General features: G+C 72.1%; 19 protein-coding genes. 5 read left to right on the top strand and 14 right to left on the bottom strand.

Annotated features, from left to right (window positions below; genetic code table 11):
- From HKK74_RS04850 to HKK74_RS04835, 4 genes are all read right to left on the bottom strand, one after another.
- On the bottom strand, positions 1-1,149 hold the full coding sequence (locus HKK74_RS04850) for an SIS domain-containing protein (RefSeq protein WP_187241806.1): 1,149 nt from the start codon (positions 1,147-1,149) through the stop codon (positions 1-3).
- Positions 1,146-1,322: a Trm112 family protein gene (locus HKK74_RS04845; RefSeq protein ID WP_187241805.1), complete on the bottom strand. Its 177-nt coding sequence runs from the start codon at positions 1,320-1,322 to the stop codon at positions 1,146-1,148. Before HKK74_RS04845 ends, HKK74_RS04850 begins: the two co-directional genes overlap by 4 nt.
- Entirely contained in the window at positions 1,319-2,683 is a 1,365-nt protein-coding gene (locus tag HKK74_RS04840; RefSeq protein ID WP_187241804.1) for a phosphomannomutase/phosphoglucomutase, read from the bottom strand. The genes HKK74_RS04845 and HKK74_RS04840 overlap by 4 nt, the downstream gene beginning before the upstream one ends.
- Before the next feature lie 101 nt (positions 2,684-2,784).
- Positions 2,785-3,159 (bottom strand): DUF3499 domain-containing protein, encoded by a 375-nt coding sequence (locus HKK74_RS04835; RefSeq protein ID WP_187241803.1) that lies wholly within the window; start codon positions 3,157-3,159, stop codon positions 2,785-2,787.
- Between the two features lie 179 nt (positions 3,160-3,338).
- On the opposite strand from HKK74_RS04835, the gene HKK74_RS04830 reads away from it, so the two are divergent.
- Positions 3,339-3,803 carry a metallopeptidase family protein gene (locus HKK74_RS04830; RefSeq protein WP_187241802.1) on the top strand — a complete coding sequence of 155 codons (465 nt, stop codon included), beginning with the start codon at positions 3,339-3,341 and terminating at the stop codon, positions 3,801-3,803.
- A 22-nt stretch (positions 3,804-3,825) separates the two neighbouring features.
- Here the strand turns inward: HKK74_RS04830 and HKK74_RS04825 are convergent, their stop codons facing one another.
- The 4 genes from HKK74_RS04825 to HKK74_RS04810 all read right to left on the bottom strand — a co-directional run bounded on the left by HKK74_RS04825 (position 3,826) and on the right by HKK74_RS04810 (position 10,676).
- The gene (locus tag HKK74_RS04825) at positions 3,826-5,592 is read right to left on the bottom strand and encodes a DUF5719 family protein (protein ID WP_187241801.1); all 1,767 of its coding nucleotides are present in this window, start codon (positions 5,590-5,592) and stop codon (positions 3,826-3,828) included.
- Positions 5,589-9,086, bottom strand: coding sequence for a glycosyltransferase (locus HKK74_RS04820; protein WP_187241800.1), 3,498 nt, complete (start codon positions 9,084-9,086; stop codon positions 5,589-5,591). The genes HKK74_RS04825 and HKK74_RS04820 overlap by 4 nt, the downstream gene beginning before the upstream one ends.
- 172 nt (positions 9,087-9,258) lie before the next feature.
- Positions 9,259-9,522, bottom strand: coding sequence for a WhiB family transcriptional regulator (locus HKK74_RS04815; RefSeq protein ID WP_312881246.1), 264 nt, complete (start codon positions 9,520-9,522; stop codon positions 9,259-9,261).
- 185 nt (positions 9,523-9,707) lie between these two features.
- Positions 9,708-10,676 carry a hypothetical protein gene (locus HKK74_RS04810; protein ID WP_187241799.1) on the bottom strand — a complete coding sequence of 323 codons (969 nt, stop codon included), beginning with the start codon at positions 10,674-10,676 and terminating at the stop codon, positions 9,708-9,710.
- Between the two features lie 138 nt (positions 10,677-10,814).
- Between HKK74_RS04810 and cofD the strand changes: the two genes are divergently transcribed.
- Positions 10,815-11,798 carry a 2-phospho-L-lactate transferase gene (gene cofD, locus HKK74_RS04805; RefSeq protein ID WP_187241798.1) on the top strand — a complete coding sequence of 328 codons (984 nt, stop codon included), beginning with the start codon at positions 10,815-10,817 and terminating at the stop codon, positions 11,796-11,798.
- 109 nt (positions 11,799-11,907) lie between these two features.
- On the top strand, positions 11,908-13,248 hold the full coding sequence (locus tag HKK74_RS04800; RefSeq protein WP_187241797.1) for a coenzyme F420-0:L-glutamate ligase: 1,341 nt from the start codon (positions 11,908-11,910) through the stop codon (positions 13,246-13,248).
- Positions 13,249-13,539: 291 nt separating this feature from the next.
- On the opposite strand, the gene HKK74_RS04795 is transcribed toward HKK74_RS04800, so the two are convergent.
- A complete protein-coding gene (locus HKK74_RS04795; RefSeq protein WP_187241796.1) occupies positions 13,540-16,155 on the bottom strand; it encodes a bifunctional FO biosynthesis protein CofGH in 2,616 nt (871 codons plus the stop codon).
- 133 nt (positions 16,156-16,288) lie between these two features.
- Between HKK74_RS04795 and HKK74_RS04790 the strand changes: the two genes are divergently transcribed.
- Positions 16,289-17,182 carry a DNA-3-methyladenine glycosylase family protein gene (locus HKK74_RS04790; RefSeq protein WP_187241795.1) on the top strand — a complete coding sequence of 298 codons (894 nt, stop codon included), beginning with the start codon at positions 16,289-16,291 and terminating at the stop codon, positions 17,180-17,182.
- A gap of 404 nt (positions 17,183-17,586) precedes the next feature.
- On the opposite strand, the gene HKK74_RS04785 is transcribed toward HKK74_RS04790, so the two are convergent.
- The 5 genes from HKK74_RS04785 to HKK74_RS04765 all read right to left on the bottom strand — a co-directional run bounded on the left by HKK74_RS04785 (position 17,587) and on the right by HKK74_RS04765 (position 22,775).
- Positions 17,587-18,714 carry a glycosyltransferase family 4 protein gene (locus HKK74_RS04785; RefSeq protein ID WP_187241794.1) on the bottom strand — a complete coding sequence of 376 codons (1,128 nt, stop codon included), beginning with the start codon at positions 18,712-18,714 and terminating at the stop codon, positions 17,587-17,589.
- 153 nt (positions 18,715-18,867) lie between these two features.
- Positions 18,868-19,797, bottom strand: a complete 930-nt coding sequence (locus HKK74_RS04780) for a lysylphosphatidylglycerol synthase transmembrane domain-containing protein (protein ID WP_187241793.1) — start codon at positions 19,795-19,797, stop codon at positions 18,868-18,870.
- 64 nt (positions 19,798-19,861) lie between these two features.
- Complete coding sequence (locus HKK74_RS04775; RefSeq protein ID WP_312881245.1) at positions 19,862-20,722, bottom strand: class I SAM-dependent methyltransferase; 861 nt, start codon at positions 20,720-20,722, stop codon at positions 19,862-19,864.
- Between the two features lie 78 nt (positions 20,723-20,800).
- Positions 20,801-21,877 (bottom strand): glycosyltransferase family 4 protein, encoded by a 1,077-nt coding sequence (locus HKK74_RS04770; RefSeq protein ID WP_187241792.1) that lies wholly within the window; start codon positions 21,875-21,877, stop codon positions 20,801-20,803.
- 1 nt (position 21,878) lies between these two features.
- A complete protein-coding gene (locus tag HKK74_RS04765; RefSeq protein ID WP_376771505.1) occupies positions 21,879-22,775 on the bottom strand; it encodes a glycosyltransferase family 2 protein in 897 nt (298 codons plus the stop codon).
- A gap of 142 nt (positions 22,776-22,917) precedes the next feature.
- Between HKK74_RS04765 and HKK74_RS04760 the strand changes: the two genes are divergently transcribed.
- Positions 22,918-24,519: an LCP family protein gene (locus HKK74_RS04760; protein WP_187241790.1), complete on the top strand. Its 1,602-nt coding sequence runs from the start codon at positions 22,918-22,920 to the stop codon at positions 24,517-24,519.
- Positions 24,520-24,730: the final 211 nt, after the last annotated feature.

Raw genomic sequence — 24,730 nt, 5'->3', positions numbered from 1 at the left:
TTAAGCAATCCTCGCCTTTAGCTCTTGAATGGCAGACACCGGTGTCGGGTCGACACCGAGCGCGATGGCCAAGTAAACCGTGGCGTAGTCGATCAGTGCGATCAAAGTGGCGATTCGCTCCAGCGGGTGATCACCCTCCGCCATGATCTCGGTCACCTGAACGCCGCGCGCCCGGGCCAGCTCGACCGACACCTCACGCCGCTTGACGACCTGTGGATGCTCCTCGGTGTCCCGCAGTACGAGCAGGTGCAGCCGTGTCTCGGGATCGTCGGTCCGATCCCGGAAGAAGTCGTCCGCGCCCCGCCCCGCGCCGGCGAAGAAGCCGTCGAAGGCGACCACCTGGTTGTGGTCGGCCTCGGGCAACTCGCCGTGGACGGCGGGGTATTTGGCGTTCTCGTTGCACTGGCAGGCGAACCGGTAGGCGGCCACGCCGGCGAGCGAGGACGTCCCCCAAGCCATCGGAACCGCCCCGGCGAGGTCGACGGCCAGTTGCTTGCCCGGGTTGAGGAACGACTCGCTGCTCGGCCGGCAGCGGTTGCTGATGTCCTCGAGCCTGCTCGCGGTCGCCTCGAACACCTCGTCGGAGACCTCGGTCAGCCCGAGCTCGCGCACGGCGAGGATCAACGGCACGGCGAGCGCCCACAGCGTGGCCCGTGGCTGACCCACCGAGCGCACCGGCACGAACACCCCTCTGACCTGCGCCGCGAGCGCTGCCAGCGGGGAATCCGCAGCACCGACGCACAGCAGCCGACAGCCCCGGCGAACCGCCTCGGCGGTGACCGCCAGGGTCTCCTCGGTGCCGCCCGAGCACGACACCGCCATGACCAGGTCCGCGGCGCCCACCCAGCCCGGCAGCCGGTAGCCCCGTACGGTGACGATCGGCACGGGACAGCCGGGCCCGGCCACGGCGGCCAGCACGTCGCCCGAGATCGCCGAGCCGCCCATCCCGACGACCACGATCGCCCGGGGACGGGTCCCGTCGGCCAGCCGCGTGATGCCCGCCTCGGCGGTCGCCAGCTGCGCCTCCCGGATCTGCGCCGCCGAGGAGGCGACCTGCCGCAGCATGTCGCCGGGGTCCGCCGCCGCGATGGCCTCGGGATCCTCGAGCACTCCGGGGTTCACTCGCGCGTCTGCCTCAGGGCCGCTCATTTCGCCGGCGCCCGGGCCTCGTCGACGAGGAGTACGGGGATGTCGTCACGCACCGGATAGGCGTAGTGGCACTCACCGCCGCAGATCAGCTCGTCCGCGGCCTCGTCCGGCTTCAGCGGCCCGCCGCACTTGGGGCAGGCCAGGATCTCCAGCAACCAGGAGTCGATCTTCACTTTCTCTCCCTCACGATGGCCAGCACCTCATCGCGCACGGCCGCCATGGTCTCGTCGTTCGCGGCCTCCGCGTTGAGCCGCAGCAGCGGCTCGGTGTTCGACGGCCGCAGGTTGAACCACCAGTCCTCCGCGCCCACGGTGAGGCCGTCGAGCTCGTCGACGGTCACGCCGGGCCGCCCAGCGAAGGCGGCCCGCACCTTGCCGGCCGCCGCCGTCTGGTCGGCCACCTCACTGTTGATCTCGCCTGAGGCGGCGTACCGGTCGTACTCCCGCAGCAGCTCCGAAAGCGGCCGCGCGGGCGAATCCGGCTGGTCGCCGAGCGCCGCGAGTACGTGGAGCGCGGCCAGCATGCCGGAATCGGCGAACCAGAAGTCGCGGAAGTAGAAGTGCGCGGAATGCTCGCCGCCGAACACCGCGCCGGTCTCGGCCATCGTCTGCTTGATGAACGAATGCCCCACCCGGGTGCGGACGGGCGTGCCACCCTGCTCGCGGATGATCTCCGGGACGGCGCGTGAGGTGATCAGATTGTGCACGATGCTCGCCCCGGGGTGCTTGGCCAGTTCGCGCACCGCGACCAGGGCGGTGATCGCCGAGGGCGAGACGATCTCGCCGCGCTCGTCCACGACGAAGCAGCGGTCGGCATCACCGTCGAAGGCGAGCCCGATGTCGGCGCCGTGCTCTCGCACGGCCGCCTGGAGGTCGCGCAGGTTCTCGGGCTCGATCGGGTTCGCCTCGTGGTTCGGGAAGGTCCCGTCGAGCTCGAAGTACAGGGGCACGAGATCGATCGGCAGGCCCTCGAACACCGTCGGCACGGTGTGGCCGCCCATGCCGTTGCCCGCGTCGACGACCACCTTGAGCCGCCGGATCCCCGACAGATCGACGAGCGTCTTAAGGTGCTCGGCGTAACCGGACAGCACATCGCGCCGGGACACCGTGCCGGGAGTGCCGTCGTAGGCGGGGACGCCGCTCTCGACGAGATCGCGGATCTCGGCGAGACCGCTGGCGCTGCCGACCGGCCTGGCCGCCGCGCGGCAGAGCTTCACCCCGTTGTACTTGGCCGGGTTGTGGCTGGCGGTGAACATCGCGCCCGGCAGGTCGAGGCTGCCGCTGGCGTAGTAGAGCATGTCGGTGGAACCGAGCCCGGCCTCGATCACATCGGCCCCCTGGGCGGTCACGCCGCGGGCGAAGGCCGTGACGAGCGGCACCGAGGTCTCGCGCATGTCGTGCGCCGTGACGACCGCCGACGCCCCCGTCACCCGGACGAACGCCGCGCCCAGGGCCTCGGCCGTGTCGGCGTCGAGTTCGGCCGGCACGATGCCCCGGATGTCGTACGCCTTGAAGATCTTGGCGAGGTCGGCCACTTACGCTCCCTGCTCGTCACGTGCCTCCGGACGACGTTCACCGGCCTGCACCGCCGCGTCGCATCGGTGACCGAGCCTACCGGGAATGGAATGGCAGGTCCCTAATCGGACTGCTTGTCACCCTGCCGCGGAGAAGACGATCTCAGCACGCGCAGATGTCCGCGCCGGCCCACCTCGATGCCCTGCCCCACCGGTTCCTGGCGGGCGACGGGCTTGGCCGCCTCGCGCACCGCGTCGGCGAGCGCCTCGAGATCGTCGCTGCTCGGCTGGCCCTCCTCGGCCGGCAACCGGACGAGCTCCCATCCCATGGGCGCCGTCAGCCGCTCGGCGTGCGCCGCGCAGAGGTCGTAGCAGTGGGGCTCGACGTACGTGGCGAGCGGACCCAGGACCGCGGTCGAATCGCGGTAGACGTACGTGAGCGTGAAGACTGCAGGCTGCTTGCACGCGGTGCGGGAGCAGGTGCGGACGGGGCTCACGATGGCCGACCGTACCTCCCCTGAGCCCCCTCCGCCACCATCTCGGCGCACGTGTCGCCGTAAACGGCTCATTTACCTAACAAACCCCCGCATTACCGCAGCCTCTCCGACAGGGCCGGACCTCACGGGATGACGGCTCCGCCGGAGGCCATGATCGGACATTGTGATCCAGAAGCCGGATGGCTTCCCGCGTGTTGGACGGTAAGCTGGACGACGTGCGATCCCGCGTGGCAGGCGCTCGACGCCGCGACCGGCACGGCCGCGGTCTCCGAGGCCCCCTAACACCTCCGGAGGCGCCGGTTTCCCGCACCCGCGCCGAACGTTTTCAAGATCTCGTCCGCGACGAGGTACGCCGGCTCGGCCAGCGGTGGAGCCGCGAGCTCGCCGGGGTCGAGTTCGCCGTCGAAGAGGTCCCGCCGGTCCAGCCGTGGGCCGACGCGACCGACCCGGTGGCCCTCAGCCACACCCACACCGCCGAGCCCGGCAGGCCGCCGCGGGTCGTCGTCTACCGCCGGCCCGTCGAGGCGCGCAGCGGCGGTGACGAGCGCGACCTCGCCCGCCTGGTGCGCGATCTGATCGTCGAGGAGGTCGCGGAGCTGCTCGGCCTGTCGCCCGAGTCGGTCGACCCCACCTACGAGGACTGAGCCGGCGGCGGCCGATCAGACGTCACGGGATCAAGGACGTCAGCGAGTCGCCCACCGGTGGGCGCGCCACCGAGACGAGCGCGGGACCGACCGGCAGGATCGTGAGCAGCTTGTCCGATCCCTTGCCCGTGGAGAGCACCCGCGCGGCGTACACCGGCCCGGAACCCGGCAGCGGCGTGATCAGGACGCCGAACCCGTCCTGCCCGCCCGGCGGCACGGGCACCGGTACCTGAACGGTCCGTTCGGCCGCGATCTTGACCTCCTGAGGGGAGCCGGCGGCTCCCTGGGCACCGACCGCGCTGACCCGTACGGACGCCGCGCCGGTCGGAGCCGTCAGCAGCACCACGGTGTCGTCCCGGTTACCCGAGACCACCCCTCCCGACGCGAGCGGCCCCGGGCCGAGCGGCGGGGTCGCGGAGCCGTACGCCACGTCGGCGCCCTGCCGGACGGTGAAGCCGACCGCGATGGGCCGGTCGGAGGTGAGCCGGATGGCGGCCGGTTTGCCGGACAGGGCGCGTTCGAGGTCCACCGGGGTGACGGTCTGCGCGGGCGCGTCGAGCGTTCCCCTGCCCTCCGGGGCGAAGCTGCCGTCGGGTGTCATCACCCGCATGCCGACCCGCGCGTCGGCCTCTCCGGGCACTGCGACGAGCAACTGGCGGCGGCCGCTCCCACCGGGGATGCCGGGCACGACGACGTCGGTGGCGGGCGGTGCGGCGGCGGGCAGCCAGTCGACGCCCTTGCGGTCGCCGACCCGGATCCGTACGGCCGCCGCGACCCGGCCGGTCGTCACCCGCACGTTGAGCGCGAGCACGCGGGCCGTCTCGACGATGTCGCCGAGCCCTTCGGGCGTCTTGCCGATCCGTACGGACAGGTCGGAGTGCGGCGGGACCGAGGTCCCACGGCCGTCGGTCGTGTCGAGCGGCCCCTCGCCGGACATCGCCAGCGTGTCGACGGCCGCGGGCTGGTCGTCGACGTTGGTGAGATGGACCTCGATCTCCTCGGCGTCCACCGGACCGGGGCCGAGGAACCACATGTCGGTACCGGGTTCGGTGCAGCGCACCCCGGCGAGGCCACGGTCGTCGCCCTTTCCGACCGCGCTCGTCTGCTCGACCTCGAGCCCGCCGGCGAGCGCGCCGTCCGCCCGGACGGTGTGGGAGCCCGTCGTACCGTTCCCGTCCCCATCGCCGGACGCGGACCCGGAGGCACGGCGGAACTCCTTCGACCAGGCCGCTCCCGCCACGGGCCCCACGTTGATCGCCGCTCCGCCCTTCGTCGGGGCCAGGTCGACCCGGCCCGTGCTGCCGGGCAGCGCGACGCTCAGCGCGCTGATCCGGGCACCGGCCGGGGCCGGACAGCCGAGTACGGCGGACGTGACCGGGGCGGTACCGCCCTGAGCACGCGCGGTGCCGGACGGGCGGGAGAACGCCGCCACGCCGTACAGCGCGAGCAACGCCAGCAACACGAGCAGGGCCGTCGCGTAGCGGTAGCCGACGACACGCATCACCACGTCGAGATCGATTCGCCGGCCGCCCGGCCGGGCGCGCCCGGCGGCCCGACGGGAGCGCCCGGTGTCGCCACCGGCCTCCCCGCCGTCCGCGGTGTTCTCGTCGGCGCCGGGCGCGACGGCTTGCTCGGAGGGCTCGTCGACGGTTCGGTCCGGCGCCGGGTCGGCGAGGTGCCCGGTGGTCTCGCCGACGGTCTGTCCCGGCGTCTCGCCCGCGGGAGCCTCGCCGTTCGGTCCGGCGCCGGGCGCGGGTTCGTTCTCGTCTCCGGCCATGCCGCCGTTCATGATCTCGCCTCTCCGGCCGGCTCGGACCGCTTGCCCGCCGCACTTTCCACGCCGCCGGAGCCCCCGGAGCCGTCGGCCGTTCCGGCGGCTTCGGCGTCCTGGAGGCTCCCGGCGCCGTCGGGACCGCTCTCGCCCTCTGCCGCGACGGCACCGGCGCCATCACCGCCGTCACCGTCCGGGGCGCGTGCGGCGAGGCCGCCCACGGCCCTGCGGGTCCCGGCACGCCGCCGCGACCTGGCGGCGACCCGCTCCACGACCTTGTCGGAACCACGCTCGGAGCCACGCTTGTCGGAGCCACGGGCCCTGCGGCCGCGGGCGCGTTGCCGCTCTCTCGCGGCGGCGACGCTCTGCTCCATCTGCCCGCCCGGGAGCGCGAGCACGGCCACCAGGAGCGCTCCGGCCGCCTGTACCCAGATCCAGGCGTGCCGCGACAGCATGCCGCGCGACAGCGTGAACTCGCCTCCCGCGGCCGGGACCTGGTAGGCCTGCGCCCACCCGTCCACGATCCGGCCCTTGGCCTCCGTACCGTCGAACCGCGCGTGCCAGCCACCGTCGGCCGGCTCGGCCAGCACCAGGGTGCGGCCGCCGCCGCCCGGCGGGATCCGCACCCTCGCGGACGTATCACGGGCGGGCAGCACAGTGATCACTGAACCGTCGACGAGCATGAGCCGGCCGCCGGGTGTCAGCAACCGCCAGATCGCGAACCCGCTGGTCCGGCCGAGCCTGGTCAGCTCCGGCGCGGCGTCGAGCACCTTCGTCACCGGGTCGGCGGCCGGATTCGGCACGAGGACGTACGCGATGCCCATCCGGGTCAGCGCCTGACCGTCGCCGGTGCCCCGGCCGGCCGCGAGCCCGGCGACGAGCCCGTCCATGCGCCGCTGCGCCTCTTCGGTGGTCCGCAACTCGGGCTCGCCGAGCTGGGGCTCGGTGCCGCGCACCACGGAGTAGGACACTCGCCCGTGGGCGTCGCGGCTGAGCACCAGCGTGCGCGGCCGGGTGACACTGCTGCTCAACCCGGGCACGGCCTCGGTTCTGACCTCGGCGAGCGGGCCGGCGGCCCCGGTTCCCACCCAGCTCGCGGCGGCGAGAACGGGTGCGGTGAGCGCGACCAGGACGACGAGCGCGGCGGCCGCCCGGTACACCAGATGCCGGCCGGCGAGGATCTCGACGGCGCGCGATATCGCGGCCGTGGCGGCGAGCATGATCCCCGCGGCGGCGAGAGTGAGCGCCGTCCCGGGCCAGGCGGGCGCCCGGTCGGCCCCCTTGGTGACCGTGAGCGCGCTCATGAGGATCGCCACGAGCAGCCCGAAGAGCGCGAGCATCCAGCCCGCCAGGACGGCGGTGCGGCGGCTGCGCAGGCGCAGCGCGAGGACGGCCACCACCAGCAGGCCGAACGTGACCCATATCGCCGGTGTGCCCGGCCCTCCGGGATCGAGCGCGAGCATCGACAGGGCCGTCAGCGGGGCGTCGACGAGTTCCGGGCGGTGCAGCCCCGCCTCGAGCAGGAACCGCGACGGGTGCAGGAGCAGACCGATCGTCCAGGGCAGGACCAGCAGCGGTGGCACGCCCAGCGCGATCAGCAGGTTGCGGTCGACGCCGGGGCCCGCGACCCCGAAGGCCACCCAGGCCAGCACGCCGGCGATGAGGGCGAGCAGCCAGATCAGCGGCACGAAGCCCATGGCCACGGCGAGGAGCAGCGCGACGGTCCAGGCCGCCCTCCGCGCCCGCGCGGGCGCGGAGACGGGCCGGGCCTGGCCTGGCCGGCCGGGGCGGGTACCGCCCTCACCGGCCTGAGCGGCGCCGGTGACGCGCCGGGGCAGGCCGAACATCTGCGCGCAGAAGAGTCCGATCAGCGGGAGGAGCACGATGACGACGGCGGTGCCCAGCCGGCCTCCGGAGACCGCACCGGTCGCCGCGGGGAGCAGCGCGTAGGTCACGGCGATCCACGCCCGCACCGCCGCAACCGGAATCCGCCGGCGTACGGCGAGCGCGCGACGGCCGGTCGGCGGCGGGTCGAGCACGAGCGCGCGCGCCGCGACGTAGGCGGTGAGGCCGGCCAGCGGCACGCTGCCGAGCAGCAGCACCATGACGGCGAGCCACGGCTTGCCGAACAGCAGCGTGGACAGCAGCGCGAGGACGCCGATGTAGGGAGGCGAACCGGTGCCGGAGCCCAGGCCGACCGGGTGCCAGCCGGCGGCGTACTGAGCCCAGAGGTCGCTCGCACCGCCCCACGCGGGGACCAGCGCGCCGCCGCCGAGCCGCCCGGCGGTGAAGAGCAAGGACCGTTCGGCGGCGATGGCGACGCCCGCGAGGGCCAGCACGACGATCACCCCGGGATGACCGAGGAGGCGGCGTACGGGTCCCGGTGTGTCGGTGAGCGGTTCCGTCTCCTCGTCGGCACCGTGGCGGCCGCGCGCGTCGGGCGTCAGCAGCGCGGCCATCTGGTCGGCGAGCCGGCGTAGCGCGACCCCACGGGGCTGGAAACGCCTGATGCTGCGGTAGACCCGCTTGCGATTGTGCGTACGGCTCGACCTGACGCGCCGCAGCCGGCCGGGAGCGCGCAGCACGTCCCCCAGCGCCCCCAGTTCGTCGCGCGCCGCCACGGGCCGCTTGGCGAGCAGCAGGAACAGGGCGCGCAGCAGCGAGCCGGCGGTGTTGCGGGCGAGCGCGGCCAGCATCGCCGGCAGCGGGAGGTTGGCGAGCAGGACATGGAGCGCGTTGCGGCGGTCGCGGCGGCGGCCGCGCTCGGCGCTCATCCCGGTCTCGCGCAGGCCACGGGCCGACGCCTCCGCGTGGTAGGCCACGGCGTCCGTCACCACGATGACGCGGTGGCCGTGCGCGTGCGCCCGCCAGCCCAGGTCGACGTCATCGCGGAAGAGCCCGAACTCCAGGTCGAACCCGCCGAGGTCCTCCCACACGTCCCGGCGGATCAGCATGCCGGCCGAGCTGACCGCGAGCACGTCATGCACGCCGTCGTGCTGGCCCTGGTCGAATTCGCCCCGGTCGATGCCGGTCCATCGGCGGCCCGCCCCGTCGATGGACACGCCGATCTCGAGCAGCATCCGGCGGTCTCGCCAGTCGCGCAGCTTGGGCCCGAGGATGGTCGCGTTGGGATCGGACTCGGCCGTCACCAGCAGCCGGTCGAGCGCGTCGTGCGCGGGCGCGCAGTCGTCGTGAATGAGCCAGACCCATTCGACCTGCGGCTCGCCCGACTCACCGGCCGGGACGGGCATCGCCGCGGCGGGATGCCGTAGCGCCTCGGCGACGGCCTCGCCGTATCCGGTCGTACGGGGCAGCCGCAGCAGGTTCCCCGGGCCGACGACCTCGGAGAGCACGGCGGGGCCGCGGTCTCGGCTGCCGGTGTCGGCGGCCACGAGCCGTTGCACCGGCCGCGTCTGGGTCAGCAGCGCCTTGAGCGTCTCGGGCAGCCAGCGTGCACCATCGTGGGCGACGAGGACCGCGGTGACGACATGACGATCGAGAGAGGGCGACAATGGTCCGCTCGAACTGTGTCTCAGGCTGGGCGTCAGCCTGTGCGCCAAGCGGCGCGTCAGTGGTCGGCCGCGCCGACCGAACCGGTCGGCACGGCTGACCACTGTACGCCAAGCTCCCTGGCCGGGGCGGCGTGCCCGCGAACCCCCGCGTCACCCGCCCGACCGACTGTGGTCAGACGACCTGCCGTTTCAGCTTGCGGCGCTCCCGTTCCGACATACCCCCCCAAATGCCGAAACGCTCGTCATGCTGGAGCGCATATTCCAAGCACTCCGCACGAACCTCGCAAGCCCGGCACACTTTCTTGGCCTCGCGAGTCGAGCCGCCCTTCTCCGGAAAGAAAGCCTCCGGATCGGTCTGCGCGCACAGTGCGCGCTCCTGCCAGCCCAACTCTTCACCGTCTGTGCCGTGCGCCAGCGGGATGAGCACCTCGCTCACAGCGCACCTCCTAGCCCCCTGGAGCCCCTTGGTCAGCCTTCCCTCGAGCTCCGTCCCCCTGGGAAGGCGTAGAACTACACCTCTGAAATTACACGCGTGTCATGCGCCACCCGTCAAGCGGGAAGGAATTTCGGGGGTACGAATGGGGTGTCTAGGCGTGATATTGACCCAGTCGTGAGCTGAGATTACTGACGACCGCGGTCATCGCGGTACCAGGTCCCCTCATCGGCCTCTCGCTGTTCGGGCTGAGCATACCGCTGACCGTATTCCTGGCCATGCTGTCCGCCGTGTTGCGCATCGTCGCCCGCACCGTACGCCTGAGTCCACTGACCGGGCTCGTTCTCGCCCTCGGCGGGCGGCCTGCCCTGCGCCGAGTAGTCCTGCTGACCGTACCCCTGCTGCTGCGGGTACTGCTGCTCGTAACCCTGCTGCGGCTGCGAACCCTGCTGCGGGTACTGCTGCTCGTACCGCTGCTGCTCGTACGCCTGCTGGTCATAGCCCTGCTGCTCGTAGCCCTGCTGCGGCTGCTGCCCCTGCTGGGGGTACTGCTGCTGCTGGTAGGCCTGCTGGCCCTCCTGGCCGTACCCGTACTGCTGCTGCCCCTGGGCCTGACCCTGCTGGTAGCCGTACTCGCCATAGCCCGGCGGCACGGCGCCCTGCGGATGTGCGGGGCGGGGCGGCTGCAGCCCCTTGAAGACGGTGAAGATGAACCATCCGCCGATGCCCACCACGGCGAGCTTGGCCACGCCGAACAGGAACCCCGCGAACTTCACCATGGCCGGGGCCTCGGCGCCGAGCGCGGACAGCAGGACGATGACGCTGAACAGCGCGATGCCGCCGATGACCCCGAGCGCGCCCATCACGATGTTGCGGGCCTTCGGGGTCGGCGTCTCGCCGTGGACGGCCAGCAGGACGGCGATGACCAGCAGGCCGACCACCGTCACGCTCGTGAGCAGCTGTCCGCCGGTGAGTTCGTTGAGCGCGCGCAGGCTGAACGGGAGGCCCGTCGACACCTCGCCGCCTCCCGGCAGGGTGACGTCCTTGCCACCCCCGGCGAGCAACATCACGATCCCGGCGAGGAGCTGCAGGCCGGCAGACGCCAGGAGGGCCCCGGCGGCCGGTTCGCGCAGGCGCTGGACGGCTTCCTTGTTCACGAGAGACTCCAGAGAGAGATAAGCCGATTTCGGCTCAAGCTTTCCATACCCCATCCGTGCTCGTGGCCCGACCGAGACTCGAACGGAGATGGGCACCGGCGTCAGGGCACGTCAGGGCGGGATGCCAGACTGACACGCATGCGCAAGGAGACGAGCCCCATCACGAAAATCGTGGTACCGGCGGGTGGCATCGGGGGGGCGCGCTTCCTCCGCGGGCTCCAGCGGGCCGCGCCGGACGCCGACATCACCGTCATCGGGAACACCGGCGACGACATCAGCCTTTTCGGGCTTCGCGTCTGCCCGGATCTCGACACCGTGATGTACACGCTCGGCGGGGGCATCAACGAGCAGCAGGGCTGGGGGCGCGACGACGAGACCTTCTCGGTGAAGGAGGAGCTCGCGCGCTACGGCGTGGGGCCGGGCTGGTTCGGCCTCGGCGACCGCGACTTCGCCACCCACATCGTGCGGAACCAGATGCTCGACGCCGGTTATCCGCTGTCCGCGGTCACCGAGGCGCTGTGCGAACGCTGGCTGGGGCCGGCGGACGACCAGCGCCTGCGACTCATCCCGATGAGCGACGACCGCGTCGAGACGCACGTCGTCATCACCGACGCACAGGGGCGGCGCGCCGTTCACTTCCAGGAGTGGTGGGTGCGGTTGCGGGCCTCCGTTCCGGCCGAGTCGATCGTGGCTGTGGGCGCCGAGGACGCCAAGCCGGCCCCCGGCGTGCTCGACGCGATCGCCGACGCCGACGCGGTGATCCTGCCGCCCTCCAACCCGGTGGTGAGCGTCGGCACGATCCTGTCCGTGCCCGGCATCCGCCCGGCGATGGCCGCGAAGACCGTCGTCGGCGTCTCGCCCATCATCGGTGGCGCGCCGGTCCGGGGCATGGCCGACGCCTGCCTGACCGCCATCGGGGTGGAGACGTCGGCCCTGGCCGTCGCCGCCCACTACGGCCCTGAGCTGCTCGACGGCTGGCTGGTCGACACGGCCGACGCGCCCGACGCCGACGCGGCGGTGGCGGGCATCACCGTACGGGCCCGACCGCTGTTGATGACCGACGTCGACGCCACCGCCGACATCGCCCGAGCCGCCCTCGAGCTCGCCGCCGAACTACGGTGAACAAGCCTCCCGCGGCGAACTCGCGGTCGTGCGCCCCCGGGCGCGACGAGCGACCGCGAGGGCGTGGCCGGGGTCGAGGTTCCGCGTTCAGCCCAGAAGGAGACGGTCGTTGACGACACACGTGGAGATCTTCGGGATTCCGGGCCTGCCGGAGGTCGGCGCCGGAGATGATCTCGTCGCGCTCATCGCCGCCGCCCTGCCGTCCTCGCCACCGGCGTCCGGTGAGTCCGAGGCCGCCGGCGGCGCGCTGCGCGACGGCGACATCGTCGTGGTCACCTCCAAGGTCGTGAGCAAGGCCGAGGGGCGCGTGCTCCAGGCCGACGACCGCGAGAAGGCCATCGATGCCGAGACGGTGCGCGTCGTCGCGCGTCGTACCCACCCCGGCGGTGAGACCCGGATCGTCGAGACCCGGCACGGGCTGGTCCTCGCCGCCGCCGGCGTCGACGCGTCCAACACCTCACCCGGCACAGTGCTGCTGCTGCCCGAGGACTCCGACGCCTCCGCGCGGCGGCTGCGCGCCGGGCTCAGCGACCGGCTCGGCGTGAACGTCGGCGTCATCGTCTCGGACACGCTCGGCCGGCCCTGGCGGATGGGCGTCGTCGACGCCGCCATCGGCATCGCCGGCGTACGGCCGCTCGACGACCTGCGCGGCCGCACCGACTCCTTCGGCAACCGTCTCGACGCCACGATCACCGCGATCGCCGACGAGATCGCCGCCGCCGCCGAACTGGTCAAGGGCAAGCTGTCCGACGTGCCGGTCGGCATCGTGCGCGGCCTGGGCCACCTCGTGACCGACGAGGCCGGGCCGGGCGCCCGCGCGCTCGTGCGGCCCGCGGCCGAGGACATGTTCCGGTACGGCTCGGCCGAGGTGCTGCACGCCCGGCGCACCGTTCGAGAGTTCACCTCCGACCCGGTCGATCCGCGCGCCGTACGTCGGGCGGTCGCGGCGGCCATCACGGCGCCCGCTCCGCACCACACCACACCGTGGCGCTTCGTCCTGCTGGAGTCGGCCCCGGCCCGGCTGCGGCTGCTCGACGCGATGCGCGACGCGTGGATCGCCGACCTGCGCCGGGACGGTTTCTCCGAGGAGTCGATCGCGCGACGGGTCAAGCGCGGCGATGTGCTGCGGCGCGCGCCGTACCTCGTGGTGCCGTGCCTGGTCAGCGAGGGCTCACACGCCTATCCGGACGCGCGGCGGGCGCGTGCCGAGCGGGAGATGTTCCTCGTGTCGATGGGCGCCGGCGTGCAGAACCTGCTCGTCGCGCTCGCCGTCGAAGGGCTCGGCTCCTGCTGGGTGTCGAGCACGATGTTCTGCGCCGACGTCGTACGGGAGGCTCTCGACCTGCCGGATGCCTGGGACCCGATGGGCGCGGTCGGCGTCGGCCACGCGGCCGCCCCGCCCCGCGAGCGCCCACCGCGCGAGCCCGACGCCTTCATCGAGGTCCGCTGACCGAGTTGACGGCCGCGCTGCGTTCATGGCCGCGCTTCCGCGCGGCGGCTCGCGGGCGCTTTGTCGCGGCGTCTTCCCTCCTCGCTCCCGAGCGCTCGTTCCTGCCCTCGGCCGCGCTCCGCGCGGCGCCTCGCGGGCCCCTTGAGATGGCGGCTTCCCTCGTCGCTCCGGTCGCTCGTACCTCGCTCCCTGCGCTCCTCAGTCCAGCCACCATCGGCCCGCTCAGGGCACTCGCTCACTCGTCAGTCCAGACCCCGCGCGCCCGCTCGCGGCTGCGCGCTTTGACGTGCGTCAGGTGACGAGGGGGAGGAAGTGGCCGACGCCGTTGGTGCGGCGGGCGGCCTCGATGCGCTCCTCGGGCACCTGGCCGTACGTCGTCGTGCGCTGCCGGGCCGGGCGGCCCGCTCGGGCGGCGAGCTCCTCCAGCGAGCTCATCGTCTTGAACGAACCGTTCCCCGAGCCCGCCATCCTGCTGATCGTCTCTTCCATGAGCGTGCCCCCGAGGTCGTTGACCCCGCCCTGGAGCACCTGAGCGCACAGTTCGTCCCCGAGCTTCACCCACGAGCACTGGATGTTGTCGATCGCGCCGTGCAGCATGATGCGCGCGAGCGCGTGCACGGCCCGGTTCTCCCTCGCGGTGGGACCCGGCCGGGCCAGCCCGGCCAGGTAGATGGGCGCGTTGTGGTGGACGAACGGCAGCAGCACGAACTCGGTGAAGCCACCGGTGCGCTCCTGGATCCCGCGCAGCACCCTGAGGTGCCCGACCCAGTGCGCCGGCGTGTCGACGTGGCCGTACATCATCGTCGACGTCGTCGGGATCCCGAGCCCGTGCGCGGTGGTGACGACCTCGATCCACTGCTCGGCGGGCAGCTTTCCCTTGGTGAGCACCCATCGCACGTCGTCGTCGAGGATCTCGGCGGCGGTGCCGGGCAGTGAGTCCACGCCCGCCTCCTTGGCCGCGATCAGCCACTCCTCAATGGACAGGTCGCTGCGGCTGGCGCCGTTGACGACCTCCATCGGGCTGTAGGAGTGCAGGTGGAGGCCGGGTGCGCGGCGCTTGACCTCACGGGCGAGGTCGAAGTACGCCGTGCCGGGCAGATCCGGGTGGATGCCGCCCTGCATGCAGATCTCGGTGGCGCCCGCCGCCCAGGCCTCGTCAGCCCGGTCGCCGACCTGCTGCACAGAGAGCGTGTAGGCGTCGGCGTCGGTCCGCCGCTGCGCGAAGGCGCAGAACCGGCAGCCCGTGTAGCAGACGTTGGTGAAGTTGATGTTGCGGGTGACCACGTAGGTCACCTCGTCGCCGACGGCGTCCTTGCGCAGGTCGTCGGCCAGGCGCTCGACCGCGTCGAGCTCCGGCCCGTCCGCGTGCAACAGGGCCAGGGCCTCGTCGTCGGAGATCGCCCCGGGGGCGCGCTCCGCGCTCGCGAGCGCCGCCAGCACGTCGCCGGCGAACCGGCGCACCGGTCCCCCGCCGCGAGCGCCCGTCGGATCGCCCGTCGGATCGCCCGACCCGGGCAGCCGGTCGCGAAGGGCCTCCCAGTCGCCGTAGACCTCATCGAAGTCGTCCCGGCGGTCACCGCTGCGGCCGGTCGTGTCGATCTCGACGTGCAGATCCGTACGGCCGCTCGACACCGGGAATCCGCCGTCCGGCTCCTGCCAGGGCAGCCCTTCGGGTCGCGCGTCCTCGCGCGCCAGACCGCTCTCGTCGGCCAGCGCGGCGACGTGGGCCGACAGCCGGGGATCCAGCCAGGGCTCACCGCGACGGACGTACTCGGGGTAGATGGTCAGGCGCTCGCGCAGCGTGAACCCCGCAGCGGCGGTGCGGTCGGCAAGCTCGTCGATCTGCGGCCAGGGGCGCTCGGGGTTCACGTGGTCGGGGGTGAGCGGGGAGACACCGCCCCAGTCGTCGATCCCGGCCCGAAGCATCAGCTCGTACTGCGCGTCGACCAGGTTCGGCGGAGCCTGGATCCGCGCCTTGGGGCCGAGCACCAGCCGGGCGACCGCGATCGTGGCGGCGAGCTCCTCCAGCTCGGCGTCCGGGGTGTCGCGCATCTTCGTGTCCGGCTTGGCCCGGAAGTTCTGGACGATGACCTCCTGGATCGCGCCGTACTCCCGCATGGTCCGCCGGATCGCGAACAGTGCGTCGGCGCGTTCCTCGATCGTCTCGCCGATGCCGATGAGGATGCCGGTGGTGAACGGGACGTTGGTGCGGCCCGCGTCCTCGAGCACGCGCAGCCGTACGGCCGGATCCTTGTCCGGCGAACCGAAGTGCGGGCCGCCCTTCTCGGTGAACAGCCGGGTCGCGGTGGTCTCCAGCATCATCCCCATCGAGGGGGCGACCGGCTTGAGCCGCTGGAAGTCGCGCCAGCTCAGCACTCCGGGGTTGAGGTGGGGCAGCAGCCCGGTCTCCTCGAGTACCCGGACGGCCATCGCCCGCACGTACGAGAGCGTGTCGTCGTAACCGTTGGCGTCCAGCCATTCCCGGGCCGCGCTCCAGCGGTCCTCGGGGCGGTCGCCGAGGGTGAACAGCGCCTCCTTGCAGCCCATGGCGGCACCCTGGCGGGCGATCTCCAGTACCTCGTCGGGGCTGAGGTAGGGGGCTTCCAACCGGTGCGGCACGGTGGCGAACGTGCAGTAGCCGCAGCGATCCCGGCACAACCGGGTCAACGGGATGAAGACCTTACGGCTGTAGGTGATGATCCCCGGCCGTCCGGCCTCCCGCAGTCCCGCGTCACGGATGCGTGAGGCGTGTTCGAGCAGCCGGTCGAGGTGCTCGCCACGGGCGTGCAACAGCCTCGTGACCTCGTCGAGGTCCAGCGTCTTTCCGTCTCTGGCCCGGGCGAGCGCCCGGCGCAGGGCGGTTGCCGACGGGGCGTTCGACGGGGGGATCGCGGCGAGATCACTCATGTCGGAACCATACGCTGGGCGAAGTGGATCTATTCCCGGCAGGCCGTCCGGCCAGGTCGGCCGCACGTGAGCGATGCGACCGAACGCGGGCCCGGCCGCCCGGGCACCCGCCGGCGGGCGGCACACTGAACGCATGCCCTCGAGGGAATGGCGGCCGCCGTGGCCGGTGAACGTGCGGCTGACCCTGTCACCGCACCGGCGCGGCTCGGGCGATCCCGCCTTCCGCGTCGCCTCGGACGGCGCGGTCTGGCGAGCCGTCATGAGCCCCGACGGCCCGGGCACGCTGCGGCTCAGCGCGCGCCCGGACCTCGGGGTGATCGAGGCGACCGCCTGGGGTCAGGGGGCGGAGTGGCTGCTCGACGGGGTTCCGGCGCTGCTGGGGGCCGATGACGACCCGGCGTCCCTGGCACCCGCGCATCCCGTCGTACGGGACGCCGCGGCCGAGCGGCCCGGCCTGCGGATCGGCCGCACGCGACGGGTGTTCGAGGCGCTCGTGCCCGCGGTCCTCGAGCAGAAGGTGGTGGGGCAGGAGGCGTGGCGGGCTTGGCGCCACCTGCTGTGGCGCTTCGGCGATCCGGCGCCGGGCCCGTCGGGAGCGCCGCGCATGAGGGTCCCGCCGGCACCCGCCGTGTGGGCCCGCATCCCGTCGTGGGAGTGGCACCGGTCGGGTGCGGAGGCCGTACGGGCTCGCACCATCATGAACGCGGCCCGGGTGGCGTCACGTCTGGAGGAGGACGCCGGCGAGCAGCGGCTCCGCTCGCTGCCCGGCATCGGGGTGTGGACGGCGGCGGAGATCCGGCAGCGGGCGCTCGGCGATCCCGACGCCGTCTCGGTCGGCGACTACCACCTGCCAGCACTCGTGGGCTGGTCGCTGGCCGACCGAAAGGTGGACGACGCCGGGATGCTGGAGCTGCTGGAACCGTACGCGGGGCATCGTTACCGGGTCACCCGGCTACTGGAGCTGTCCGGCACTTCGCCGCCACGGCGGGGTCCGCGGATGTCGATTCGGGACTACCGCTCGTTCTGAGGGAGCGGACGCCTGAGCCGGTGCCCGAGCGTGTGCCTGAACGGGACCCTGAACGGCGGCGGAGCCAGAAGTGGCCCGGCGCCCAGTCGAGGCCGTCCCGGCTGTCCGTACCGAAGATCGGGGCCAGTGCCGCGAGCACCACGAGAAGAGCGAGAACGAGAACGAATGACATGGGAGGGTCCTTGCCGGTCGAAACCGGACGTCGAAGACGTTCGGGGCGGTGGGCCGTGGCCACGGCCCGGGACTTCCCGCGGGGCGAGCCTGAGGTCAGATGGCCCGATCGGGCCCTGTCCTCGCTCGCGTCCTCCAGTGTGCGCCCGCCGACCGTTCAGGTCCAGCGAATAGTTCTGCAATGGATTGGTAAGCAACGCTGAACATTGCCGTGCGGCGGCCGCCGCCCCCGGTCACTGCTCGACGGCGCGCTGGTACGAAGCCAGGTGGGCCTCGGCCGAGATCGCCCAGGTGAACTCCTGGGATCGCGCGTAGGCCGCGTCGGCCAGGGTCTCGCGCTGGCCCGCGTCGTCGATGAGTTCGCGCAGCACCCTGCCGATACCGGCCGCGTCGGGCTCGGTGTAGGCGACCGCGTCGCCGCCGACCTCGGGGAGCGAGGCGCGCCGCGTTGTGAGCACCGGGGCGCCGCAGGCCATGGCCTCGAGCACCGGCAGCCCGAAGCCCTCACCCCGGCTGGGCAGGGCCACCACGAGGGCGCCGCCGAAGAAACCGGGCAGCGACGACGACCGCAGGAAACCGGGCCGGATCACCTGCAGGTTCAGTGGCACCGTCGCCATGGCGCCGTCGACCTCGTCGTCCCAGCCGCCGCTGCCGGCCAGGACCAGTACGGGCGGCGTGGACAGCCCGGTCACCGCCTGTACCCAGCCGCGGATGAGGTTCGGCACGTTCTTGCGCGGCTCGAGGGCGCCCAGGAAGGCGATGTACGGGCGGCCGCGGAGGCCGAGCCGGTCGGACAACCGCCGCTTCTCGTCGTCGCTCGGCCGGTGGAAGGCGTCGTGGTCGACGCCGTGGTAGGCGACGTCCATCCGGGTGGGGTCGGCGCCGAGCAGGCGTACGAGCTCGTCCCGTGTCGCCTTGGACGGCACGATCATCCGGGTGGCGCGCCGGCACGCCGTGCGGGTGGCCGACTTGATGTACGTCGACCGCACCGGGTTGTGCGCCTCGGGCTCGGAGAAGAAAGCGGCGTCGTGGATGGTCACGACGGTGGGCCGGCCCGCCTGGATCGGCATCGAGTAGTAGGGCAGGTGGATCACGTCGGCGCCCACCTGGGCGGCGATCCGCGGAAGTCCGGTCTGCTCCCACGCCAGCCGCGTCGCGCGATGCACGATCGCGGCCGGACCCGCGACCACGCGGGCCGCAGGGACGAGCCTGCCGTACCGCTCCTCATCGGACCGCTGGCAGGCGACCGTGAGATCGATGCCGGCGGCACAAAGGGCGGCGATCAGTCCGTCGACGTAACGGCCGAGCGCCCCGCGGTCGGCGGGTACAGCGGTCGCGTCGACGAGAACCCCAAGCGCCACGATCCTCCCCAGGCTGGTCGGTGGCGGGGATCACTCCCCAATCCGGCAGCCTACGCCGGTCACGACTTTCGTGGGGTCAGAAACGCGTCCGCGCGTGGATCAAGACAATTCGGCCGGTCGTAAGTCGGCTGGTCAGCTCCGTGGACGGCCGGCTCAGCTCCGTGCCTCGCCGGCCTCCGCGAGGGGGGCCTTCGTACGGCGCGCGGCCAGTCCGGCCAGTCCGGCGCAGACGAGATCGCCCGCCGACACGACGAGCCGCGAGCACAGGGCGGCCGCGATCGCCGAGCCGCCGTCGAGCACCGGCGCGAGCGCCGCCACCATCGCGACCTCGCGCACGCCCGCCCCCGCCGGGGCGACGACCACCAGGAAGCCCAGGCACCAGGCCAGCGAGAACGCCCCGAATGACAAGATCATCGCCTGTGGGCCGGTCGCGCCGAGCCCGGCCACGATCAGCGCCAGGTGGACGCCGTACGCGGCCCAGCCCACGAACGCCCACCCCACCGAGGCCAGCACGCCCCGCCGGGTCAGCGGGCGCTCCAGGGGCGGTCGCTTGAGCAGCCTGAGCCCATACCCGAGAACGGCGTTGACGACGCGGGGATGCAGCCCCACGACCAGCACCGGCAGCAGCAGGAGCAGCCACGCGTAGCGCGCCACCGAGTCGCCGGCGAAGGCGGGCAGGGTCACGACGGCCGTCGCGAGACCGCTGACCAGGTAGATGGGGTAGGTCAGAAAGAACGCGGCGGCGCTGCGGGGACGCGGGACGCCGAGGTCCTTGCCCATCTCCATCTGGGCGAGCACCGGCCAGAGCGATCCGGGGATGTACTTGCCGAGTTGCCCGACGAAGAACACCTTGGCCGCGTCGGTGAACGGGAGCGGCGAGCCGAGATCGGCCAGCAGCGCCCGCCACATCAGCATTCCCGCCACCAGGGCGGCCAGCACGGCGACCAGGGACCCGGCCAGCAGCGGCCAGGAGAGCCTGGTGAGGCCGTCCGAGACCTCCGCCCACCGGCCCGCGATGGCCCACGCCCCGAATCCCAGTGCGACCACGAGGAACCCCAGCCGGATGAGCTTCTTGCGGGTCATCGGGCGTTCTCACGGGTCATGGGCCGGGCGCTCACCGGGGACCGGCGGCGGGGCGGGCGACCGGTCACGGGGTGCGCACGGGCTCGGGGGGCCGCGCGAGCCGCGGCCCGAGTGGCCTGCGTGGTGTCTTGGTGGCGATCCACAGGTAGGTCGGCACGACCGGCAGCAGCGCCCGCAGCGCGACCCGCGGAGTGCGCGCCAGAGTGCCCTGGGCCGCCCGACCGGCTGCGCCGGCGAACAGCTCCCCACCGGCGAACCGCTCCGGCGACGCCAGGACCGGGAACGAGTAGTCCCAGACATGGAAGTCGCCGAGCATCCGCCGCAGCCCGGGTCTCGTACGGTAGCGCTCGTAGTACTGGTCGGCCCGCCCGAACATACGGACATAGCGGTCGGCGAGCGAGGGCGGCAGGTACGACAGGAACGGCAGCTTGTAGTGCGGTTCCATGACGCCGAGCCGGTTGCCGAGGCCGAGGTAGAGCACCCCGTCGTCGGCGAGCACCCGGTGCATCTCCGCCACGATCGCGTCCGGGTCGACCACGTGCTCGTAGATGTGGTTGAAGACGAGGACGTCGATCGACCCGTCGGCGAAGGGCAGCGCGGAGCCGTCGGCACAGACGAACTCGACCCGGTCGCCGAACCGGTCGGCCGCCTTGCGCAGCCCCGGCACGTCGATGTCCACACCTAGTGCACAGCGGGCGCCCGCCGAGGCGAGTTCGTCGGCGATGAACCCGGCCGAGCAGCCGATGTCGGCGACGGTCAGCCCGTCGAGCACCGAGGAACGATCGCCGTCGGAGCCCGGGTCACGGCCGAGAAAGTGCGCGAGCACAGCGATGATCTTGGCGGCCTTGCGGCGTCGCTTGGCCTCGTCGAGCATCGCGGCCTGGAACTCGGAGTACTCGAGCTGCGCCGCGCGTTCCCTTCCCACGCCGCCTAACACTACTGTGCCCGCGGCGGTGACGGCCCTCGCCGCCGAGCCCGGCGTCGGCTCGCCGCGGGCCGGCCGTCAACCGCCCGGCGAGAGGAGGGCGGCGGTGTACGTCGCCCAGTAGGGATCGGGGTCCACGGCCTTCACGCCTTCGCGCAGCCGCTCCGGCTCGCCCTCCGCGTAGAACCGGCCGATCGCCTCGGCCAGCGCGTCGACGGAGCCGGGCTCGACGAGCATCCCGTCCACACCGTCGGTGATGTGATCGGCCAGCGCCCCCACCCGGGTGGCGATCACGGGCCGGCCGTGTTCGTGGCCGAGCCAGGCGTTCTGGCTGGCCGTGGCGGAGCGGTAGGGCAGCACGAGCGCGTCCGCCCCGGCGAACAGCGCCGGCACGTCCTCCGCGGCGACGTATCCCGGGCGCAGTTCCACCCGCTCGCCGAGGCCCAGCTCGGCGATCAGGGCGCGGGTCTCCTCCAGGCCGCCCCAGAACTCCCCGGCCACCGTCAGTGACACGTCAGGGCGCCGGGCCAGGGCGCGGAGCAGCAGGTCGAGCCCCTTGTACGGGCGGACCATGCCGAAGAACAGCAGCCGGTTCCGTACCCCGCCGACGGCCTCGACCCTCACTCTTGCGGGCAGGTGGGGGGGCAGGGCCGCGACGGTCACCGGCGCCGGCGCGAGCCCCCTGGCGAGCCCCGCCTGCTCCTCCGAGTGCGCCAGCACCCGGTCCGCCCGTCTGAGCAGCGCCTTTACCAACGGCCGGTCGTACGGCTTGCGCTCGTGCGGCAGCACGTTGTGACAGAGCGCGACGACCGGGGTCTTCCGGCGCAGTCCGGACAGGATGCCGAGATAGGCGGGCACCTGCACCGGGCTGAGCAGGACGAGGACGACGAGGTCGGCGCCGCGCAGCCGCCGGCCGCAGCGCACCCACCCGTCGGGCCGCCGCCAGTCGAGGTCGCGCCGGACGTTCGGGAACGGCTCCCCTTCGGGCGCCGAGATCGTCTGCCGGCCGGGGTACAGGAAGGAGGGGTACTGCGCGCGCCAGGACTCGATCGCGACGTCGTGACCCAGGGCCGCGAGCCTGTGGGCGAGCTCCGTGGTGTGCTGTGCCCCGCCGCCCTTGTACGGATAGGCGGGCCCGACGATCGCGATCCGCATGTCAGGCGCCTCTGGAGCGGACTATCAGGTCGGCGAGCAGGGCGAGCGACCCGATGATCAACCCGGAGAGGATCAGCATGACCGTGCTCGCGGGGAAGTAGAACGGGTGCCGGAACATGTCCACCACGCCCTTCACGAGGCCGATCATGATCAGCCAGATCGCGGGCGGCATGAGCACCTTGAGCGGGTTGAAGTACATGACCATCCGCAACACCTGAAGGATGTAGCGGTAGGCGTCCTTGGTGAAGTGGAACTTCGACGTGCCCGCCCGGGTGAAATAGTCGATCGGCACGTACCGCACCGTGTGCTGGTTGGACAGGAACGCCAGCGTGATCGTCGTGACACAGGAGAAGCCGGGCGGCAGCAGCTTGAGATACGGCTCCGCGACCGACCGCCGGAAGGCCCGAAGGCCGGAGTTGAGATCGGGGATCTGTGAGCTCGCCAGCCGCTCGGCGACCTTGCGGATGAACCACTTGGCCGGCACGCGCAGGACCTTGTGCGTGCCCTCCTCGGTGGTCCGCGCCCCGACGACCTGGTCCACCGAGGGGTCGTTGTCGAGGATCTCGACCAGCTCGGGGATCCGCTCGTTCGGGTAGGACATGTCGGCGTCCGTCCACACGACGATCTCGCCGCGGGCCTGCTGGGAACCGATGCGCCGTACGGTGCCGGATCCGCTGTTGTGCCGGAACGGGATCACCCGCATGGTGGGGAAGCGGGGAGCCGCCTCCTCGAGCCTGGCCAGCGTCTCGTCGGTCGAGCAGTCATCGACCGCGAGCAGTTCATAGGTCATGGCGCTCGCGTCCATGGCCTTGCAGATACGCTCGACCTCGTCGATTACATGATCTTGTTCGTTGTAACAGGGCAGTACGATCGTCACGTGCACGGCGTCGGTACTCACGGTGGGGCAGGATACCGGGCGTGACCGTCCGGTAGGCGACGCGCCGGCGGCCGTGGTCCAGGGGAATCGATGTTCCGGCATAATTGGCACAGCGTTCTACACCGGGGAGCCACTGTGAAAGCGGCCGTTGAATGGCACTCGCATGACTGACTCATCGAACTCATCGAAGAGCGGTGACGACGTGCCCGACGGCGGCGAGCAGAACGGCGGCGCGTCTGGAGCGGTCTCGGAGCCGGCTTCGGACAAGATCTCCGGCGAGGCACCCGGCACGCCGGCCGAGTCCGCCACCGGTGCCGCCGCAGAGACGCCGTCGAAGGACGGCGCTCCCCCGCGGAAGCGCCGCAGGGCACGGCGCATTCTCAAGTGGACCGCGCTGTCGATGGCGGTGATCCTCATCGCCGGAGCCGGGGGCGCCTACGCCTACTACCGGTCGCTCCAGGGCAACATCGACAAGCAGGACGTCAATGGCCTGCTCGGTGAGAACCGGCCCAAGAAACAGAGCAAGGCCGTCAATATCCTGCTCATCGGCTCTGACAGCCGAGCCGGTGACAACGCCGCCTATGGCGCGCTCGACGGCGCCCGCGCCGACACCACGATGCTTCTGCACCTGTCACCGGGCGGCGACAAGGCGATCGGGATCAGCTTCCCGCGCGACCTGATGGTGAACATTCCCGCGTGCAAGAGGAAGAACGCCCCGACCAGCCCGGCGCAGTTCGGCATGATCAATGCCGCGTTCGCCTTCGCCGGTCCCTCGTGCACCTGGCAGACGATCGAGGAGCTCACCCAGATCCACATCGATCACTTCGTGGTGATCGACTTCGTGGGCTTCAAGAACGTGGTGGACGCGCTCGGCGGCGTCGAGATCTGCCTCCCGCACGCCGTCAACGACCGCAAGGCCAGGCTGAACCTTCCGGCGGGCCGTCAGACGGTCCAGGGCGACGCGGCCCTCGGTTACGTGCGCACCCGTACCGGCGGCCTGGGCAACGGTTCCGACCTCGACCGCATCGACCGGCAGAAGAAGTTCATGTCCGCAGTGGTCCAGAAGGCCAGCAGTTCGGACATGCTGACCGACCCAACCAAGTTCGTCCGGTTCCTCAACGCGGCCACGAAGTCCATCAGCACCGACGAGGACTTCAGCGTCAGCGACATGCGGAAGCTGGCGGGCAGCCTCAAGGGCATGGACGCCGGCGGAGTGCGCTTTGTGACCGTCCCCTTCGGCGCCTACGCGCCGGACCCGAACCGGGTCTCGCTGGACCGGGCCAGGGCCGAGCCTCTCTTCGAGGCGATCCGCAAAGACACCAAGGTGCCCGAGCCGGCACCGACGCCGACCGTCAAGGCCACCGCGACCAAGGCCAACGCCACCAGGGCCGCCGCGACAACGGCCATCACCGAGCAGCCGGTGAGCCGCGACCTCGTGAAGGTCCGCGTCTACAACGGCGCGGGCCCCGCCGCCGACGCCGCCGAGGTCGCCCGCCGGCTCAAGGAGGAGCGGTTCACGATCGTCGGCACGCCTAGCGCGCTCGGCAACGGCGGCACCGCCAAGACCCAGATCCTGTACGGCAGAGGAGCCGAACGGAAGGCCGCCACGCTGGCCCGGCTGGTCCCCGGCGTGAAGCCCCAGGCACGCGGTTCCGTCCCGGCCGGAGTGGTCTACCTCGTCATCGGTAAGGACTGGAAGGGTCTCGAGGGCGAGGGGCCCACCGGTGCCCGCGAGGTCCGCGCCGACCAGAACATCTGCAAGTAGGGCCGGCCTCGGTAAGACCTGACCGCTTACGATTCGTCGTCGACGGGCTTGATCTGTTCCCAATCCGTCGGCGTCCCCGGGCCGGCGTACCGCTCAACGTACATGTACAGATTGCTGTCGGGCGGAGCCGATATCTGATCGAGCAGGACACCAGGGGCTCCCAGGCTCTCACCTTTCCCCACCCTCTGGTCGTCCAGCCAGAGCGAATCGC

This window comes from Actinomadura alba (assembly GCF_014323705.1).
Classification (GTDB): Bacteria; Actinomycetota; Actinomycetes; order Streptosporangiales; family Streptosporangiaceae; genus Actinomadura_C; species Actinomadura_C alba.
The sequence above is the reverse complement of the archived record's forward strand: the minus strand, read 5'-3'. Positions and strand labels throughout refer to the sequence as shown.

Coding starts and splice junctions, on each gene's coding strand:
- HKK74_RS04850 (WP_187241806.1), bottom strand. CDS start 1,149: ATGAGCGGCCCTGAGGCAGACGCGCGAGTGAACCCCGGAGTGCTCGAG.
- HKK74_RS04830 (WP_187241802.1), top strand. CDS start 3,339: ATGGCTTCCCGCGTGTTGGACGGTAAGCTGGACGACGTGCGATCCCGC.
- HKK74_RS04825 (WP_187241801.1), bottom strand. CDS start 5,592: ATGAACGGCGGCATGGCCGGAGACGAGAACGAACCCGCGCCCGGCGCC.
- cofD (WP_187241798.1), top strand. CDS start 10,815: ATGCGCAAGGAGACGAGCCCCATCACGAAAATCGTGGTACCGGCGGGT.
- HKK74_RS04795 (WP_187241796.1), bottom strand. CDS start 16,155: ATGAGTGATCTCGCCGCGATCCCCCCGTCGAACGCCCCGTCGGCAACC.
- HKK74_RS04790 (WP_187241795.1), top strand. CDS start 16,289: ATGCCCTCGAGGGAATGGCGGCCGCCGTGGCCGGTGAACGTGCGGCTG.
- HKK74_RS04780 (WP_187241793.1), bottom strand. CDS start 19,797: ATGACCCGCAAGAAGCTCATCCGGCTGGGGTTCCTCGTGGTCGCACTG.
- HKK74_RS04770 (WP_187241792.1), bottom strand. CDS start 21,877: ATGCGGATCGCGATCGTCGGGCCCGCCTATCCGTACAAGGGCGGCGGG.
- HKK74_RS04760 (WP_187241790.1), top strand. CDS start 22,918: ATGACTGACTCATCGAACTCATCGAAGAGCGGTGACGACGTGCCCGAC.